This is a genomic window from Bradyrhizobium sp. USDA 4454, assembly GCF_054822705.1.
The window spans coordinates 7,364,611-7,380,000 of sequence record NZ_JBTRCN010000001.1 but is presented as its reverse complement, the minus strand read 5'-3'; the positions used below and the strand labels follow the sequence as shown (position 1 = coordinate 7,380,000).

Annotated in this window: 17 protein-coding genes (1 of these 17 only partly in view); 5 read left to right on the top strand and 12 right to left on the bottom strand. The window is 65.0% G+C overall.

The features are described from left to right. On the bottom strand, positions 1-526 hold the 5' end (the start) of the coding sequence (locus ACVIW0_RS34390) for a TRAP transporter substrate-binding protein (protein WP_461356388.1). It extends 563 nt beyond the left edge of the window; 526 of the gene's 1,089 nt are visible here — the first part of the coding sequence; its start codon is at positions 524-526; the stop codon falls past the left edge of the window. A gap of 300 nt (positions 527-826) precedes the next feature. Here ACVIW0_RS34390 and ACVIW0_RS34385 point away from each other — a divergent pair, with 300 nt between their 5' ends. Both ACVIW0_RS34385 and ACVIW0_RS34380 read left to right on the top strand, forming a co-directional pair. Next, positions 827-1,612: an NAD-dependent epimerase/dehydratase family protein gene (locus ACVIW0_RS34385; protein ID WP_461356387.1), complete on the top strand. Its 786-nt coding sequence runs from the start codon at positions 827-829 to the stop codon at positions 1,610-1,612. A 10-nt stretch (positions 1,613-1,622) separates the two neighbouring features. After that, positions 1,623-1,919, top strand: coding sequence for a hypothetical protein (locus tag ACVIW0_RS34380; RefSeq protein ID WP_461356386.1), 297 nt, complete (start codon positions 1,623-1,625; stop codon positions 1,917-1,919). Positions 1,920-2,157: 238 nt separating this feature from the next. Here ACVIW0_RS34380 and ACVIW0_RS34375 read toward each other — a convergent pair whose 3' ends face one another. From ACVIW0_RS34375 to ACVIW0_RS34355, 5 genes are all read right to left on the bottom strand, one after another. After that, positions 2,158-3,465: an NAD(P)H-dependent oxidoreductase gene (locus ACVIW0_RS34375; RefSeq protein ID WP_461356385.1), complete on the bottom strand. Its 1,308-nt coding sequence runs from the start codon at positions 3,463-3,465 to the stop codon at positions 2,158-2,160. A 109-nt stretch (positions 3,466-3,574) separates the two neighbouring features. Next, positions 3,575-4,375: a phytanoyl-CoA dioxygenase family protein gene (locus ACVIW0_RS34370; protein ID WP_461356384.1), complete on the bottom strand. Its 801-nt coding sequence runs from the start codon at positions 4,373-4,375 to the stop codon at positions 3,575-3,577. 129 nt (positions 4,376-4,504) lie between these two features. After that, complete coding sequence (locus tag ACVIW0_RS34365) at positions 4,505-5,179, bottom strand: GntR family transcriptional regulator (RefSeq protein ID WP_461356383.1); 675 nt, start codon at positions 5,177-5,179, stop codon at positions 4,505-4,507. Positions 5,180-5,551: 372 nt separating this feature from the next. After that, the gene (locus ACVIW0_RS34360; RefSeq protein WP_461356382.1) at positions 5,552-6,802 is read right to left on the bottom strand and encodes a M20/M25/M40 family metallo-hydrolase; all 1,251 of its coding nucleotides are present in this window, start codon (positions 6,800-6,802) and stop codon (positions 5,552-5,554) included. Positions 6,803-6,867: 65 nt separating this feature from the next. Then, positions 6,868-7,734, bottom strand: coding sequence for a sigma-70 family RNA polymerase sigma factor (locus ACVIW0_RS34355; RefSeq protein WP_461356381.1), 867 nt, complete (start codon positions 7,732-7,734; stop codon positions 6,868-6,870). Positions 7,735-7,844: 110 nt separating this feature from the next. Between ACVIW0_RS34355 and ACVIW0_RS34350 the strand changes: the two genes are divergently transcribed. Beyond that, entirely contained in the window at positions 7,845-8,300 is a 456-nt protein-coding gene (locus tag ACVIW0_RS34350) for a carboxymuconolactone decarboxylase family protein (RefSeq protein ID WP_461357506.1), read from the top strand. A 46-nt stretch (positions 8,301-8,346) separates the two neighbouring features. Here ACVIW0_RS34350 and ACVIW0_RS34345 read toward each other — a convergent pair whose 3' ends face one another. Beyond that, entirely contained in the window at positions 8,347-9,165 is an 819-nt protein-coding gene (locus tag ACVIW0_RS34345) for an alpha/beta fold hydrolase (protein ID WP_461356380.1), read from the bottom strand. Between the two features lie 157 nt (positions 9,166-9,322). Here ACVIW0_RS34345 and ACVIW0_RS34340 point away from each other — a divergent pair, with 157 nt between their 5' ends. Beyond that, positions 9,323-9,865, top strand: a complete 543-nt coding sequence (locus ACVIW0_RS34340) for a methylated-DNA--[protein]-cysteine S-methyltransferase (RefSeq protein WP_461356379.1) — start codon at positions 9,323-9,325, stop codon at positions 9,863-9,865. 202 nt (positions 9,866-10,067) lie between these two features. On the opposite strand, the gene ACVIW0_RS34335 is transcribed toward ACVIW0_RS34340, so the two are convergent. From ACVIW0_RS34335 to ACVIW0_RS34315, 5 genes are all read right to left on the bottom strand, one after another. Beyond that, positions 10,068-10,940: an MBL fold metallo-hydrolase gene (locus ACVIW0_RS34335; protein ID WP_461356378.1), complete on the bottom strand. Its 873-nt coding sequence runs from the start codon at positions 10,938-10,940 to the stop codon at positions 10,068-10,070. A 74-nt stretch (positions 10,941-11,014) separates the two neighbouring features. Further along, positions 11,015-12,208: a serine hydrolase domain-containing protein gene (locus ACVIW0_RS34330; RefSeq protein WP_461356377.1), complete on the bottom strand. Its 1,194-nt coding sequence runs from the start codon at positions 12,206-12,208 to the stop codon at positions 11,015-11,017. A gap of 15 nt (positions 12,209-12,223) precedes the next feature. After that, on the bottom strand, positions 12,224-12,838 hold the full coding sequence (locus ACVIW0_RS34325) for a glutathione S-transferase family protein (protein WP_461356376.1): 615 nt from the start codon (positions 12,836-12,838) through the stop codon (positions 12,224-12,226). 184 nt (positions 12,839-13,022) lie between these two features. After that, the gene (locus tag ACVIW0_RS34320; protein WP_461356375.1) at positions 13,023-13,865 is read right to left on the bottom strand and encodes a fumarylacetoacetate hydrolase family protein; all 843 of its coding nucleotides are present in this window, start codon (positions 13,863-13,865) and stop codon (positions 13,023-13,025) included. 140 nt (positions 13,866-14,005) lie between these two features. Next, positions 14,006-14,854: an MBL fold metallo-hydrolase gene (locus tag ACVIW0_RS34315; protein WP_461356374.1), complete on the bottom strand. Its 849-nt coding sequence runs from the start codon at positions 14,852-14,854 to the stop codon at positions 14,006-14,008. 120 nt (positions 14,855-14,974) lie between these two features. Between ACVIW0_RS34315 and ACVIW0_RS34310 the strand changes: the two genes are divergently transcribed. After that, complete coding sequence (locus ACVIW0_RS34310) at positions 14,975-15,388, top strand: DUF3775 domain-containing protein (protein WP_461356373.1); 414 nt, start codon at positions 14,975-14,977, stop codon at positions 15,386-15,388. The last annotated feature ends 2 nt before the right edge of the window (positions 15,389-15,390 follow it).

Sequence of the window (15,390 nt, the reverse complement as noted above, 5' to 3'; positions counted from 1 at the left end):
GGAATTTCAGCCCCTGCAGATCCGCCATCGACTTGATCTCCTTCCGGAACCAGCCGCCCATCTGGGCACCGGTCGAGCCGGTCGGAATGCCGACGCAGTTGTACTCGCTGAGCAGGTTGTTCAGCAGCTCGGTGCCGCCGCCCCATTGCAGCCAGGAGATGTGCTGGCGCGTGTTGAGGCCGAACGGCAGCGACGTGCCGAAGGTGAAGGCGGGATTCTTGCCCCAGTAGTAGTACAGCGCGGTGTTGCCCATCTCGACCGTGCCGTTGGAGACGGCGTCCAGCACCTGCAAGCCGGGCACGATCTCGCCGGCGGCAAAGGACTGGATCTGGAATCGGTTGTCGGTGATCTCAGCGACGCGCTTGCAGAAGAATTCACAGCCGCCATAGAGCGTATCGAGTGCCTTCGGCCAGCTCGCCGCAAGCCGCCACCTGACCTCGGGCATCGATTGTGCGACCGCGGGCGCAGCCACAGCGGTCGCAGCCAGCCCGACGCCGCCTGCCGTCAAGAAATCACGACGCTTCATGCGTATCCCTCCTGTGTGCCGATGCCTCGACGAGGGGAACGATCTTGGTGCCGTCTTTCTTCGCCGATCGATCGACGTTGTTGTGATGAATGTGTCCGGTGGCCCTCGACGGGCTCTTGTGCGGAAATCCGAGTGTCCGGTTCCACCGCTCAGGATGATCGTTTGCCGGAGGAAATCAAGCGTCTGCCTACATTGCAGGTGCGAAGGAAAGTTGTCCTGCAGGTCTCATCCCATACCCGCCGCGACGCTGCCGGCGGCGCCGCGATCTGCTAGGCAGGGCAGGTAAGGGAGTTCAAGGACATGGCCAACAAGAAAGTCGTGGTCGCCGGCGCGACCGGCCTCGTGGGCAGCGCCGCCTTGCGACACTTCGGCGCATCCGGCGATTGCGAGCGCATCGCGCTGTCGCGCCGCAAGCCGCGCGAGCTCTACGGCGCGCGGCACGTGCCGATCGATCTCGCCAATGCCGAGGATTGCCGCCGTGCCGCGGCCGAGCTCGCCGGTGCGACGCACCTGATCTATGCCGCCCTCTATGAAGCGCCCAGCCTGGTCGATGGCTGGCGCGATGCCCGGCAGATCGAAACCAACGATCGGATGCTGCGCAATCTGATGGGCGTACTCGAACCCGCAGCGCCTGACCTCACGCACGTCGCGCTGTTGCAGGGCACCAAGGCCTATGGCGTGCATGTCCGGCCGCTCACGGTGCCGGCGCGCGAGGGCCGCTCGGAAATGTACGAGCAGCCGAATTTCTACTGGGCGCAGGAGAATTTCCTGCGCGAGCTGCAACGCGGCAAAAGCTGGCACTGGAGCATCCTGCGTCCGGTCCTGATCATCGGCGAAGCCATGGGCGGCGCGATGGATCTGATCCCGCCGCTCGGCGTCTATGCGGCGGTGCTGCGCGCGCAGGGCAGGCCGCTGGATTATCCCGGCGGCGCGCCGCGCGTCGCGCAGGCCGTCGACGTCGACCTCTTGGCGCGGGCGATCGCCTGGGCGGTGGTCGGGCGAGGCCGAGACCGCGCGCAACGAGGCGTTCAACGTCACCAATGGCGACGTCTTCACCTGGGAGAATATCTGGCCGTCGGTCGCTGATGCGCTCGAAATGGCGCCGGGCCGGCATGTGCCGCTGTCGTTGGCGCAGGAATATCCGAAATGGATCCCGCTGTGGGACGAGCTGCGCAGCAAGCACGATCTGATCGCGCCTGGTCTGGAGGAGTTCGTCGGCCTGTCGTTCCAATATGCCGATTACAGCATGCGCTACGGACAGACCGAATCCGGTCCGCCCTCGATCGTCTCGACGGTGAAGATCAACCAGGCCGGCTTCACCGAGATGATGGATACCGAGGTGATGTTCCGGAAGTGGTTCCGGCTGGCGAAGGCGAGCCGGCTGCTGCCGTGATTACTGGAGTCGCGCTCTCGCCGCTTGCTTCTCCCTCTCCCCGTTCTCTTGTCCGCCGAAGCCCGCCTTCGGGCGAAGGCGGATGCGGGGAGAGGGGGTGAGGGGCCTCCATCCGGCGAGCATTTCGTTGCTGTTGAGCACCGTGCCTCGACCCTCACCCGGATCGCATCTTACGATGCGATCCGACCTCTCCCCGCAAAGGGCGGGGAGAGGTGAAGGACGTCCCGTCGTTCGAGCCTCAGCGCGAAAACGCCTGCTCCATCGCCCTGCGCGTCTTGACCGTGTCGTTCGCTTCATCGACCTCGACATCGCTCCAGCGCACCACCGCGCCGTGGGCGACGTCGTTCTTCAGCCTGACGCGATGCGCGAGCCCGATCGGCAGCGCGCCGGTGGCGAGGCTGGCGGCGGCGGGCATCAATTTGCCCCACACCGTGTAACCGCCTTCGCCGTCGAGCATCTCGCCGGCACGCAGATTGCGTTTTGCCACCGACGCGACGTCGCCGCGGAAGCCGCGCGGCTGTCCGGTCGGCTCGTTGCGCAGCGCCGCCGACAGCACCGAAATATTCAGCTCGAGCCCGATCAGATGATACGGCTTGTACATCGCCGCATAGCGCCCGGATGCATCGGTCTTGAGGCCGTACTGCTTGAAGCAGTCGGCGGCATAATCGTTCGGGGCCTCCAGCACCACATAGACGCCCCAACGCAGATCGCGAAACACCGGGCGGCCGTCGCGCTCCAGCGACGACACCACCTCGACGATGCCGGATTTCTCCAGCACGCCGCCCGCCTCGCGCGGTCGCATCACATGCGGCAGATCGTCGACGCCGCAGGGCGGAAACAGCAATCCCTCCGACGGCACGTCGAGGGTGCAGGCGTTGGCAATCGCGGCCATCTCGATCGCGGATTTGGTGCCGTCGAGGAAGGAGTTGAACATCTGCGGGTTCATGCCGGCGGATTGCGCTTCGCCCGCGGTGAGCCCGTAATGCTGCCACACGCCCTCCGGCGTCACGTCGTGATACGCCGGCAGGTACTTGGTGCCCTTGCCGGCGGCGACGACGCGAAAGCCTGTCGCGCGCGCCCAGTCGACTATCTCCGCGGTCAGCGCCGGCTGGTCGCCATAGGCAAGCGAATAGACCACGCCGGCCTTGCGCGCTTCCTCGGCGAGCAGCGGGCCCGCCAGCACGTCGGCCTCGACATTGACCATCACCACGTGCTTGCCGGCTGATATCGCCGCGCGGGCATGGCGGATGCCGACGGCGGGATGGCCGGTTGCTTCCACCACGACATCGAACGCGCCGCCGGCGATCGCCCGCGCGCCGTCGTCGGTGAAGGTGGTCGCTTTGATCCGCGCGTCGTCCCAGCCGACAGTGCGGCATGCCTCACGCGCGCGGTCGCGATCGAGGTCGACGATCACGGGCACCTCGAGCCCCGGCGTGTGCGGCACCTGCGACAGAAACATCGAGCCGAATTTTCCGGCGCCGATCAGGACAACGCGTACCGGCTTGCCGGCGGCGGCGCGGGTCTTGAGGAGGTGATGCAGGTTCATATGCTTTCCAATGCAAAGAGTCATTCCGGGGCGACGCGTTAGCGTCGAACCCGGAATCTCGAGATTCCGGGTTCTCGCTTCGCGAGCCCCGGAATGACTGGCAATGAGTCTACTCCGCCGCCTGCCGCGGCGCACGGGCCAGCCGCAGCAGCGCGTCGTCGGCAACCGTCTGGATCGGCGTGAAGTCGCGATGCGCGATGTAATCCGGCCGCGTCGGGGTGCGGATGTAGTTGGAGACTGCGTTCAAGGTCAGATAGACGATCTTGCGCGGGTAGGGCGTGATGTTGCCGCTCGATCCGTGCACCAGATTGCCGTGGAACATCAGCATGCCGCCGGGCTTGCCGGTCGGCGCGACGATGCCGCCCTGCTTGACGAGGCGGGTCACCGTCTCTTCGTCGAGCGTCCACAGCGGGTAGGACGTGGTTTCGAGGTCATGCGAGGCCTTGAGGTCTCCCGCGGTCTGGCTCTGCGGTACCAGCATCAGCGGGCCGTTGATCGGCATCACCTCGTCGAGGAAGATCGCGATGTTCATCGCGCGCGGCTCCGGCATGCCGTCGTCGCGCTTCCAGGTGCCGTAATCCTGGTGCCATTGCCAGACGTCGCCGGTGAAGGCGGCCTTGGCGTTGATCTTGAACTGATGCATGTAGACCTTCTCACCGAACAGCTGCTCGATCGGGTCGATCATGCGCGGATGCGCGCCGAGGATGCCGAACGCCTCGTTGTAGAGATGCGCGGCGAAAGCCGTGCGCGGCGCGCCGCTCTTCTCGCGCCACACTTCGGGACGGTTGGCGTCATAGATCGCGACCGCCTCGCGGGCGAGCAAGTCGACCTCCTCCTGGCTGAACAGCTCAGGCAGGAACAGCCAGCCTTCGCGATGGAAAAATTCGACCTGCTCTTGGGTCAGTTTCATGGTGCTTTCCTCCTGTTGTTATCATTGTCATTCCGGGGCGATGCGACAGCATCGAACCCGGAATCTCGAGGTTCGCCGATGCGCAATTGCGCATCTGCGGTTCGCTGCGCGCCCCGGAACGACGGTGTCCTACGCCGCCACGTCGGTCGCTCTCAATCTCTCTTCGGTCATCCGCCCCGCCGTCTGCGCATGCGCCAGCGCGGCAGCCTCCGCGGCGGCGGCATTGCCGGAGAAAATATGCGCGGCGATGGTTTCGTGCTCGGTCCAGGCGCTGTCGCGATAATCGAGCTCGGCGAGCACGGTCGCCATCGAGCGGCGCATATGCGGCCATTGCGGCGCGATCATCTCCTCGATCGCGGAATTGCCGGCGAGGCGATAGATTGCGCTGTGGAAGTCGACGTCGAGCGTGATCAGCCGCGCCAGCGGCGTACCGTCGTCGATCATGCGTCCGGCTTCGAGCGCGCTCTCGAGCTGCGCGCGTGCCGCGGAATCCTGCCTGACCCGGCCGGCCGCGAGCCGTGCCGCCAGCGCATCGATGGCACCGCGCACCTCATAGAGTTCGCGGATCCGCTGCGGATCGAGCTGCGTCACCTCGAAGCCGCGCTTGCCGCTCTCCGCGACTAGGCCCTGGCGATGCAACAGATGCAGCGCGTGCGAGATCGGCTGGCGCGAGACGCCGAGCTTTTCGGCAAGCTCGTTCTGGGTGATGCGCTGACCGGGCAAGAGCGAGCGATCAGTGATCGCCTCGAGCAATCGCCCGTAGACCTGGTCGATCAGGTTCGGAAGCGGGTCCAGCGGGATCATGCGGCTGTCCAAATTGGAATACGGAATTCCGTATTCGAAGATAGGTTACTGCCAGTCCTGCAAGTGGTCAAGGCTCCGATTCGCGATCGAGCTAAGTAGTTGAGCATTCGGCGTTTTCCGAGATGGGGACGTGTCGGCGTTCGTACCGGCCCTGGTGCTCAGTCAGCCTCCGGCTCCTTTGCATGGGGTTGTTTTTCGAAATTTGGGCAATACGCCTCCCACCGGTGACGGTGGGGAGAGGAGTCGCCCCGGGGATTAGCTAAGTGCGGTGAGTACATCGCTCGGTTTGCGGGGAGGGTGGGGGAGAGGGGTGGCCCCGGACGCCGGCGCGAAAGATCGACGCTGCTGTCCCACGCGATCGTTCGGCCCCCGCTACTTCGCCTTCCCTAGCTCCATCAGCATCCGCGTCATCAGATAGAGCCGCGGCACGATCGAGTTGGTGTCGATGTATTCGTCGCGCGCGTGATAGCCCCAGCCGGCGAGGCCGAAGCTTTCGACCACGACCGCCTTGCCGCTGCGCGCGGCGTAGCCGGCGTCGGTCGCGCCGCCGGTCATCTCCGCGATATCGAGGGTGCGATCGAGCTCGGCATAGATCGCCTGTCCCTGCTTGGCGAGCGCGCGGCCGCGATCGTTTGCCACGAAGGGCGGACGGCCTGCGGTGACCTTCACCGTCACCTCGGTGTCCGGAATCAGTCTGTCCTTCACCTTCTCGTCGAGCGCGGCTTGCAGCTTCTGCACGCCGTCGGGAATGGTGAGGCGGATGTCGGCGCCGGCGGAGGCGTGATCGGGAATCTGGTTGCGCACGGTGCCGGCCTTCGCCGTGGTCCAGTTGAGCTGCGTGCCCGGTATGGATTTCGCGACGTCCTGGGTCTGCAGCAATTGATGCGCGAGTTCGATCAGCGCGTTGCGGCCGAGCTGCGGCGCGGCGCCCGCATGCGAAGCCTTGCCCTTCACATCGATCGTGCCGGTCGCGGTGCCGCTGGCGCCGAGCAGCAGGCTTTCATTCTTGGCGACCGGCGGCGCCACCGTCGGCTCGCAGGACAGCACCACATCGTGCTGATCGGCGAGCTCGGCGATGATCTCGCCGGAGCCGATCGAGCCGACCTCCTCGTCCGGATTGAACGACACGGTGAGCTTGGCGTAGTCGCGCCAGCCGGCGTCGTTCAGGATCTTCAGCGAATGCAGGATCACGGCGATGCCGCCCTTGTCGTCGGCAATACCGGGCCCATAGATCCGGTTGCCGTCGACCTTGTAGGGCTGGCTGTCGAGGATGCCGTGCTCATAGACCGTGTCCATATGCGCGATCAGCATCAGCTTCCTACTGCCGGTGCCTTCAAATGTGCCGATCACCATGTCGGCGCCGGCGCCCTTCGTGGTCTTGCGGCGCTCGGTCTTGGCGTCGAGCGCCTTCAGCCGCGCTTCGGTGTAGTCGGCCATCTTCTTCAGGCCCTCGACATCGCTGGAGCCCGACTCGATCAGCACCATGTCGTGCAGGCTCTCGATCACGGCCGGTTGGGCCTGCTCGGCTGCCGCGCGCAGCTTCTCATCCGCGGCGGCAAGAGCGGAGGACGAGGCGAGGGCGAGCAGTCCGGCCGACGCGAGCAATTTGACGGATCGTTTCATTGTTGTCCTCCCTGCAAAAAATGCAGGGAGAGACTAGCATCGCGACCTGCCTGCCTCCAGCCGCGTCAGGCGCGATCGAGCACCTCGACATCGAGTGCTTCGATCTCTGCGGGCCCGGCGGTCGCATCGATCGCTGCGATCCGCTCGCCTGCGATCGTGAGCCGCAGCACGATGCGCAGCCTGCCGCCGAAGATGACGGCGACGCCGATCTCGCCGTCGACCAGTGCCGGCTTCGCGGCCTGGGCGCGTCCCTTGAAGCTTTCGGCGACCGCTGTGGCGCCGCGGATCACCGGCAGCGAGCCAAGCCGCTGCGCGGCCTGATCGGCGCGCACCACGACGTCGGGCGCCAGCACCGCAAGTAGACCTTCGAAATCGCCGTTGCGGGATGCGGCGAGGAAGGCCTCGACGATGCTGCGCTGGCGGTTGAGATCGGCGTCCGGCGCGGGCGGCGCGCCCTGTACGCGGCGCCTGGCACGGCTCGCTAGTTGCCGCGCGGCCGCCGGCGAGCGCCCGACGATCGGCGCGATCTCCTCGAACGGCACCGCGAACATGTCGTGCAGCACGAACGCCAGCCGCTCGGCCGGCGCCAGCGTTTCCAGCACGACCAGCAGCGCCGCGCCGACGGAGCCCGCCATCTCGGTCTCGCGCTCGGACGGATTGTCGGCGATCGGCTCCGGCACATGCGCGCCCATTGGCTCCTCGCGGCGCGATTTGCGCGCGCGCAGCATGTCGAGGCAGATCCGCGCGATCACCGTGGTCAGCCATCCCCCGAGATTGTCGACCGCGGCGGCATCGGTGCGGCCGAGCCGCAGCCAGGTCTCCTGCACGGCATCGTCGACCTCGGCGGTCGAGCCCAGCATGCGATAGGCCACCGCCCGCAGGCGCGGCCGGTTGGCCTCGAACTGTTCGGCGAGAGAATTTTTCTCGTCCATCGGTCACATTCCCTTTGTCCGCTCCGTCATGGCCATGACGAACGAAACCAGGCCGATGTGACAACAGATCGGCACGACGGCGTCAAAAGGCAAATCAGGAGACTGACATGATGAAAGCCCGCATGAACCACCCGGTGATGGTTGTTCCCGATGCGATGAAGGCGCTGCAGGCGCTCAGCGAGAGCACCAAGCAGGCCTTGCCGGAAAAGCTGCTGGAGTTGGTCCATCTGCGCGCCAGCCAGATCAATGGCTGCAGCGTCTGCGTCGACATGCACCCGAAGCTCGCCCGGCGCAGCGGCGAGACCGATGAGCGGCTGTTCGCGGTCGCCGCCTGGCGCGACGCGCCGTATTTCACCGACGCCGAACGCGCCGCGCTGGCGTTGACCGAAGCCGTGACCCGGCTCAGCGACCGCGAGGATCCGGTGACGGACGCGGTGTGGGACGAGGCAGCGAAGCATTTCAATGAGCAGCAGCTTGCGTCGCTGGTGCTCGGCATTGCGGCGATCAACGTCTGGAACCGGCTCAACGTCGCCGTGCGTCAGCCGGTCGGTGCGTGGAAGGTGTGATCGTCGCCCTTTTCCCGTTCTTACGGGAGAGGGACAGGTGCATAGCCTATGCCGCCAAAAACTCCAGCACGATCTCGCAGTAGCGCTGCGGCGCCTGCTCGAACATTGGATGCGTGGTGCCGGGAATCATCTCGGTGCGCGAACCCGGCACATTGGCGGCGAGCGCACGCAGCACCTTCGGCAGCATGCCCCTGGTGTTGGCGCCGCCGATGAACAGCGTCGGCGTCTTGATCACCTCGGCGTCGGCCTTCGAGAATGGCGGGCGCTGGTCGCGGGTCTGGCCGATCAGCGTGGTCGCGTTATCGCGCAACAACTGCTTGGAGGTTGCCGGAATCCGCTTCCAGGCGCCGGGGCCTTCGAGCGCGTCGATAAAGATCTGCAGGCCGCCGTCGACGTCGCCCTTGGCGATCACCTCGGCGGAAGCCGCGATCCGCGCCGCCAGCGGCGAGGGGCCCGGCTTGAAATCGGGATCGAGCGTGCCATCGAGCTCGCCGCCGGGCTCGGCGAGGATCAGCTTGCGCAGCAGGTCCGGTCGGCGCTGCGCGGCACGGAAGCAGATATGGCCACCCCGTGAATGCCCCATCAGATCGACAGGTTGGGTGTCGAAGGCCTCGATGAAGGCAATCACATCGTCGACATGCTGGGCGATCGAATAGGTGTCGCCGACGCCGTCCCAATGCGCCGGGAAGAAATGCCGCAGGCTGACCGCGATCACCCGATGCGCCCGCGTCAGGGGCCCGAGCACCGCCGACCAGATCCGGAAATCGCACAGCGAGCCATGCACGCAGAGCAGCGGCGGCCCCTTGGTGTCGTTGCCGATATCGAGATAGGGCATGTCGAAACCGTTGACGTGGAGACTGTGCATGCGGGGGCTCGCGGAGGGGCGGGAGATGTTGTTGATTTGGCCCAAGTTCCCACGGAATTCGGGTGGATAGCAACATTCTCCAAGCCTAGATTTCAGATCAACAGCAGGCTCACGCGTGAGCTGAAGCAACGATATCAGGGAACATCTGGAGCGAGCCATGACTGGCCAGCATTTTGCAATCTTCGAGACCATGATCGGCGCCTGCGGCGTCGTCTGGGGCGAGCACGGCGTCACCGGCGTGCAGCTGCCGATGGGCACCGAGGAGAAGACCCGCAAGCGGATTACCCAGCGCAATGGCGATGTCACCGAGGCAGTCCCGCCGGCCGAGGTGCAGCACGCGATCGACGGCATGATCGAGCTGCTCGCCGGCAAGCCGAACGACCTCGCCGACATCGTGCTCGATCTCGACGGGGTGCCGGAGTTCAACCGCGGCGTCTACGAAATCGCGCGGAAGATTCCGCCGGGCAAGACCATGACCTACGGCGACATCGCCAAGCAGCTCGGCGGCGTCGAGCTGTCGCGCGACGTCGGCCAGGCATTGGGCCGCAACCCGTGCCCGATCGTGGTGCCTTGCCACCGGGTGCTGGCGGCGGGCAACAAGCCGGGCGGCTTCTCGGCCAATGGCGGCGTGGTGACCAAGCTGAAGATGCTTGAGATCGAGGGCGCGGTGGTGAACCACACGCCGAGCTTGTTCGATTGAGGGAGCAGGCGCTCTCTCCGCTCCCTCTCCCCGTTCTTCACGGGGTCGAGACGAGCGAAGCTCGCTCTTAGAGGGATGGGGTGAGCGGCTTTCACCGCGAGGTGATGTAAGCCGAGATACCTGTATCCCCTCACCCGGATGGCATCTGGCGATGCCATCCGACCTCTCCCCGCAGGCGGGGCGAGGTGAAGCGAACACGGTTCTACTTCACCGTCTCGCACACGAACCCATTCCCCTTCCGCTTGATCTTGCCGACCGTCGGCGAGGGGAAGTGCGCGGGGCAGCACAGCGTGTCGGTGTCGCAGTAGCGTTCCAGGAAGCTGCGCCGCGTCTTCGCCGCCACCGCCGGGTCGACGTCGAATTTCGGCGACAGCTCCGGATAATGCGTTTGGATCGGCGAGTGCATCAGGTCGCCGGCAAACACCGCGTCATCCTTGCCGCGGCCGAAGGTGAAGGCGACATGGCCCGGGGTATGGCCGGGCGTCGGCAGGATGCGCATGTGGTCGCCGATCGCAAAATCATGGCCGACGAGCTCGGCCCGCTTGGCTTCGACCACGGGCAGCACGCTGTCGACGAATGGCGGGACCTCCGCCTTGGCATTGGTCTTGGTCCAGTAGTCGAACTCGCTCTTGTCGAACACGTAGCGCGCGTTCGGAAAGGTCGGCACCCAGCGGCCGTTCTCGAGCCGCGTGTTCCAGCCGACATGATCGACATGCAGATGCGTGCACATCACGTAGTCGATGTCACCGACCGCAAAGCCCGCCGCCGCGAGGCCGCGCAGATAATTGTCGTCGGTCTTCATGTTCCAGCTCGGCCGTGTCGGGCGCGGCTTGTGATTGCCGATGCAGCTGTCGATCAGGATGGTGTGGTGTGGCGTCTTCACGATGTAGGACTGGAACGCCAGGATCAACGTGTCGCTATCGTCGAGTGCGCCGGCTTGCTTCATCCAGGCGCGGTTCTCGGCCAGCAACTCGGGCTTTAATCCGGGGAACATGTCGTGTGCGGGCAGGAACTGGCCTTCCTCCTCGACAATGCGATGAATGGTGAGATCGCCAGCTGAAAATTTCAGGCTCATGGTGATTCCTTGGCATTGGCGTTTTCGAGCGAACGAAAGGCCGGTTCGCGTGAAGAAAACGCGAGAGAAACGTTCTAGTGCGCGTCGCGCACGGCGGGAATGACGATGTTGGTCAGGATATCCATGGCCGCAAGGCCTTCCTTGGGTTGGCCGTACTGGGCTGCCGTCGTCACCATCACAAGGTCGAGATCGGGGACGGCGATGATGCGCTGACCGCCCCAGCCGAAGGCGCCGGCCCACTTGACTTCCTTCCCCGCGGCAAAGGATCGCCCGATCCACCATTGATGGCCATAGAACAGCGTGCCGCCGAAATAGCCGACCGCCTGGAAGTGCGGCATGATCGACTGGTCCACCCATACGGCGGGGACGACCTGCTGCTCCTGCCATCGCCCGTGGTCGAGTACGAGCTGACCGATCTTCGCGGCGTCGCGCGGCCGCAGCCTGAGGCCGGACGCAGCAGCGATCTTGCCGTTCTTGTAGGACTTCCATTCGAAATCGGTGATGCCGAGCGGCTGGAACAGCGTCTCGCGCGCGAACGCCTCGAGCGATTTGCCGGAGACCCGCTCGATGATGTTGCCGAGCAGATCGGTGCCGCCGCCATTGTAGGTCCACAGCGTATCCGGCGGCGCTACGATCGGCTTGCTCAGCACGTAGCCGATCGGGTCGTCATCGAAGGCGAGATGCGGCTCGTCGTTATTCGGATCGTTCCAGGGCAGCGTCTCGTCCCATTGGATGCCTGACGACATCGTCAGCAGGTGGTGCAGCGTGATCGCGTCCCAGCCGGCTGATTTCACGGACCGGTGCTCGGGGAAGAATTTCACCACCGGCTCGATGGCGCTGGCGATCAGCCCGCGATCGATGGCGATGCCGAGCAAGAGCGCTGTCACGCTCTTGCTCGCCGACCGCATGTCGTGCTTGGTCGTCGCGGTGAATTCGGTGCGGCTCTCCGGCTGTCCCCACGGCTGGTCGAGGCCGGCAAAATACTGCTCGAACACCAATTTGCCATGACGTGCCACGACAACCGAATGCACCGCGCTGCTGCGCAGGCTGAGCCGCGCGGCGATGCCGCACAGCCGCTCGCCATCCATGCCGACGCTGTCGGGCGAGGCAATCGCCCAGCCGTCGTCGAGCGCGGCCGGCGATCCGCAGGGCTGTTCTTGTTGAGTTGTCATATCGTCGGCCCTCAGATTGCTGGTCGAGGCCGTCAACGCGAGCGCGAGGCTCGCGCCGAGACGTGAGAGCCGGAGGAAGTGATCGCGCATCGTCATCTCCCCGGCTCCTTGCTACGCCGCGGGCGGCGCCGAGATCTTCACCGACGGCCGCTCCAGCATTTTCTGGTAGAAGGCGTCGAGCTTCGGATAGGCCTTGCGCCAGCCGCAATCGGCGAAGCGGAGATCGGCGTAGCCGAGCACACAAACGAGGCCGATCTGCGCGATGTCGAACGACACGCCGTTCAGCACGTCCGGCCGGTTCTCGAACCGCGCCATGCCGGCCCAAGCCCGGTTCCAGTGATCGTCATACCAGGCCTGCCAGAGCGAGCCCTGCGGCCGCACCGACGCCTCGTAGCGGCACAGCAGCATGGAATCGAGCATGCCGTTGAGCAGCGAGTGATCGGTCTTCAGCCGCCAGCGCCGCGGGCCATAGCCCGGGATCAGCCGGCCGCCGCCGATCTCGTTGAGATATTCGACGATGACGTAGGAATCCAGGATCACATCGCCATGGTCGAGGATCAGCACCGGCAGTTTCTTCAGCGGCGAGATCTTGGAGTATTCGTCGTTGGCCGTGCCGGGTGTAATGGTCGCCGGCACCAGCTCGATCTTGTCCATCAGGCCAAGCTCGATCGCTGCGATGCGCACCTTGCGGGCGAACGGGGAGGCGGGCGAGAAGGTGAGTTTCATGGAGATGACCTCTTTCCTAACGTACAGTCGTCATCCTGAGGAGCGCGCCCTTGGGCGCGCGTCTCGAAGGACGGGTCTTGATCGATGCTCTTCCGTCAACCGACCGACGGACGGATGACGGAATCCCTGGCTCATCCTTCGAGACGCGCGCTTTGCGCGCTCCTCAGGATGACGGTCTCCCAAATCAAGCCGCGACGATCTCCTGGCGCTGCTCGCCGAGGCCTTCGATGCCGAGCGTGACGACGTCGCCGACATTGAGATATTGCGGCGGCTTCATGCCGGTGCCGACGCCGGGCGGGGTGCCGGTGGTGACGATGTCGCCGGGCAGCAGCGTCATGAACTGCGAGACGTAGGAGATGCACTTCGCCATGGTGAAGATCATGGTCGAGGTCGAGCCGGTCTGGCGGCGCTGGCCGTTGACGTCGAGCCACATCGACAGCTTCTGCACGTCCGCGATCTCATCCTTGGTGGCGAGCCATGGGCCGACCGGACCGAACGTGTCGTGCGACTTGCCCTTGGTCCACTGACCGAGGCGCTCGATCTGGAAGTTGCGCTCGGAGACGTCGTTGCAGATGCAATAGCCGGCGACGTGGTTCAGTGCGTCGGCTTCCGAGACATACTTGGCGCGGGTGCCGATGATCGCGGCGATCTCGACTTCCCAGTCGAGCTTGGTCGAGCCGCGCGGCTTCTCGACCGCGTCGTTCGGGCCCGACAGCGCCGTGTTGGCCTTGAGGAAGAAGATCGGTTCGGACGGAATCGGATTCCCGGTTTCCTTGGCGTGGTCGGTGTAGTTCAACCCGATGGCGACGAACTTCGAAATGCCGGTGACCGGGGCGCCAAAGCGCGGCTTGCCGGAGACGGCGGGCAGGGAGGCGGGATCGAGAGCGGCAAGCTTCTTCAGCGAATCCGGCGAATAGGCCTCTCCGGTCAGGTCCTTCAGGTGGGCCGAGAGGTCGCGGAGCTGACCGGATTTATCGATCAGACCGGGCTTTTCCGCACCCTTTTCGCCATAACGAACCAGCTTCATGTTGATCACTCCCTACGATGTCCTGAGGATTGTTACTGACATACCTCGACACGCTTCATGGAACAGCGCGGGCGGAAATTCAACTGCCATGAGACCACTGCATTGCAGCCAAGCCTTATTTCAAGGCCAGTTCGGACCGATCACTCCAGCGCGATGAACCTGAACGCATCGCCATCGCGCTTGATGTGGCCGGCATTGAAATGCCCGCCGATCACCAGCGTCGGCGTGTCGGCAAAGCGCGAGAACAGCTCGCGCCGCGTCACGGCTGACTGCTTCTGGTCGGAGTCCGCGGTCGACGACCAGTCGAGGTGATACATCTGGCAGGGATGATGCGCGACGTCGCCGGTCAGCAGCCCTTCCTCTCCCGCCGACTTGATGTGGATGCTCATGTGGCCGGGGCTGTGACCCGGCGTTGGGATCAGCGTGATCTCCTCGGTCAGGCGGTGGTCGCTCGGCACCAGCTCGGCCTTGCCGGCGTCCGCGATCGGCTTCACCGAATCGGCGAACACCGCGGCGTGGGCCGGATCGTCGCTGTGGTCGCGCCAATGCTCGTATTCGGTCCTGCCGAACACGTAGCGCGCATTGGCGAAGGTCGGCACCCATTTGCCGCCGGCGAGCTTCGTGTTCCAGCCGACATGGTCGACATGCAGATGCGTGCACAGCACGGTGTCGATGCTGTCGGGGGCAAATCCCGCCGCGGTCAGCTTCTCCAGGAACGGATCGCTGCGGTTGTTCCAAGTCGGCACGTTGCGGCCCTGCTTGTTGTTGCCGAGCCCGGTGTCGACGATGATGCGGTGCTCCGGCGTCTCCACCAGCAGCGAATGGATCGACATTTTCAGCCGGCCGTCCTCATTGGCGAAATGCGGGATCAGCCAGGGCAGGCTCTGGATCTCCTCCCGGCCGGCCAGCGGCAGGATGAAGCGGGTGCTGCCGACGGTCTCGAGCTCGACGACCTTGGTGATCTTGACCTTGCCTACGGTCCATTGCATGCGGCGTGCCCTCTGCTTTTTTGTTGTCTGGCCCGACCATGCTTGTTTCCGTGTGCGGGCGCAATGGATCAAGTCGGCGCCTCCTGCGTTACCGCCTCGTTGAACCGAAGGAGTGCGCCAATGCCGGAACTCACAATCTCCCCCGAAAAGGTTGGCTTCTTGATCGAGAAGGCGCGGGAATTCGACGTCAAGGAGGGCATCGTCGATCCGGACTCCGGCTCGAACGGCGCCGACGACGAGATGATCGACGTGCTGGAGGATGATGGCAACGATCCGGTGGCGCGCGAGATCACCGGCTTCATTGACGCGCTGACCGAGGACGAGCAGGTCGACCTGGTTGCGCTGATGCGGCTCGGCCGCGGCGACGCCACGATCGAGGAATGGGCCGATCTGCGCCGCGAAGCTGCGCGCGACCGCAATGGCCGTACCGCGAGCTATCTGTTGGGTGAGCCGATGCTCGGCGATTTCCTCGCCGAAGGGCTCGATGAGTTCGGGCTCTCGCCCGGCGACGAGCGCATCACGCCCGTTCAATAAAC

What these genes read in the sequence shown, in the direction of transcription:
- ACVIW0_RS34385 (WP_461356387.1), top strand. Translation starts at nt 827, where the DNA reads ATGGCCAACAAGAAAGTCGTGGTCGCCGGCGCGACCGGCCTCGTGGGC.
- ACVIW0_RS34380 (WP_461356386.1), top strand. Translation starts at nt 1,623, where the DNA reads ATGGCGCCGGGCCGGCATGTGCCGCTGTCGTTGGCGCAGGAATATCCG.
- ACVIW0_RS34375 (WP_461356385.1), bottom strand. Translation starts at nt 3,465, where the DNA reads ATGAACCTGCATCACCTCCTCAAGACCCGCGCCGCCGCCGGCAAGCCG.
- ACVIW0_RS34370 (WP_461356384.1), bottom strand. Translation starts at nt 4,375, where the DNA reads ATGAAACTGACCCAAGAGCAGGTCGAATTTTTCCATCGCGAAGGCTGG.
- ACVIW0_RS34365 (WP_461356383.1), bottom strand. Translation starts at nt 5,179, where the DNA reads ATGATCCCGCTGGACCCGCTTCCGAACCTGATCGACCAGGTCTACGGG.
- ACVIW0_RS34360 (WP_461356382.1), bottom strand. Translation starts at nt 6,802, where the DNA reads ATGAAACGATCCGTCAAATTGCTCGCGTCGGCCGGACTGCTCGCCCTC.
- ACVIW0_RS34355 (WP_461356381.1), bottom strand. Translation starts at nt 7,734, where the DNA reads ATGGACGAGAAAAATTCTCTCGCCGAACAGTTCGAGGCCAACCGGCCG.
- ACVIW0_RS34350 (WP_461357506.1), top strand. Translation starts at nt 7,845, where the DNA reads ATGAAAGCCCGCATGAACCACCCGGTGATGGTTGTTCCCGATGCGATG.
- ACVIW0_RS34345 (WP_461356380.1), bottom strand. Translation starts at nt 9,165, where the DNA reads ATGCACAGTCTCCACGTCAACGGTTTCGACATGCCCTATCTCGATATC.
- ACVIW0_RS34340 (WP_461356379.1), top strand. Translation starts at nt 9,323, where the DNA reads ATGACTGGCCAGCATTTTGCAATCTTCGAGACCATGATCGGCGCCTGC.
- ACVIW0_RS34335 (WP_461356378.1), bottom strand. Translation starts at nt 10,940, where the DNA reads ATGAGCCTGAAATTTTCAGCTGGCGATCTCACCATTCATCGCATTGTC.
- ACVIW0_RS34330 (WP_461356377.1), bottom strand. Translation starts at nt 12,208, where the DNA reads ATGACGATGCGCGATCACTTCCTCCGGCTCTCACGTCTCGGCGCGAGC.
- ACVIW0_RS34325 (WP_461356376.1), bottom strand. Translation starts at nt 12,838, where the DNA reads ATGAAACTCACCTTCTCGCCCGCCTCCCCGTTCGCCCGCAAGGTGCGC.
- ACVIW0_RS34320 (WP_461356375.1), bottom strand. Translation starts at nt 13,865, where the DNA reads ATGAAGCTGGTTCGTTATGGCGAAAAGGGTGCGGAAAAGCCCGGTCTG.
- ACVIW0_RS34315 (WP_461356374.1), bottom strand. Translation starts at nt 14,854, where the DNA reads ATGCAATGGACCGTAGGCAAGGTCAAGATCACCAAGGTCGTCGAGCTC.
- ACVIW0_RS34310 (WP_461356373.1), top strand. Translation starts at nt 14,975, where the DNA reads ATGCCGGAACTCACAATCTCCCCCGAAAAGGTTGGCTTCTTGATCGAG.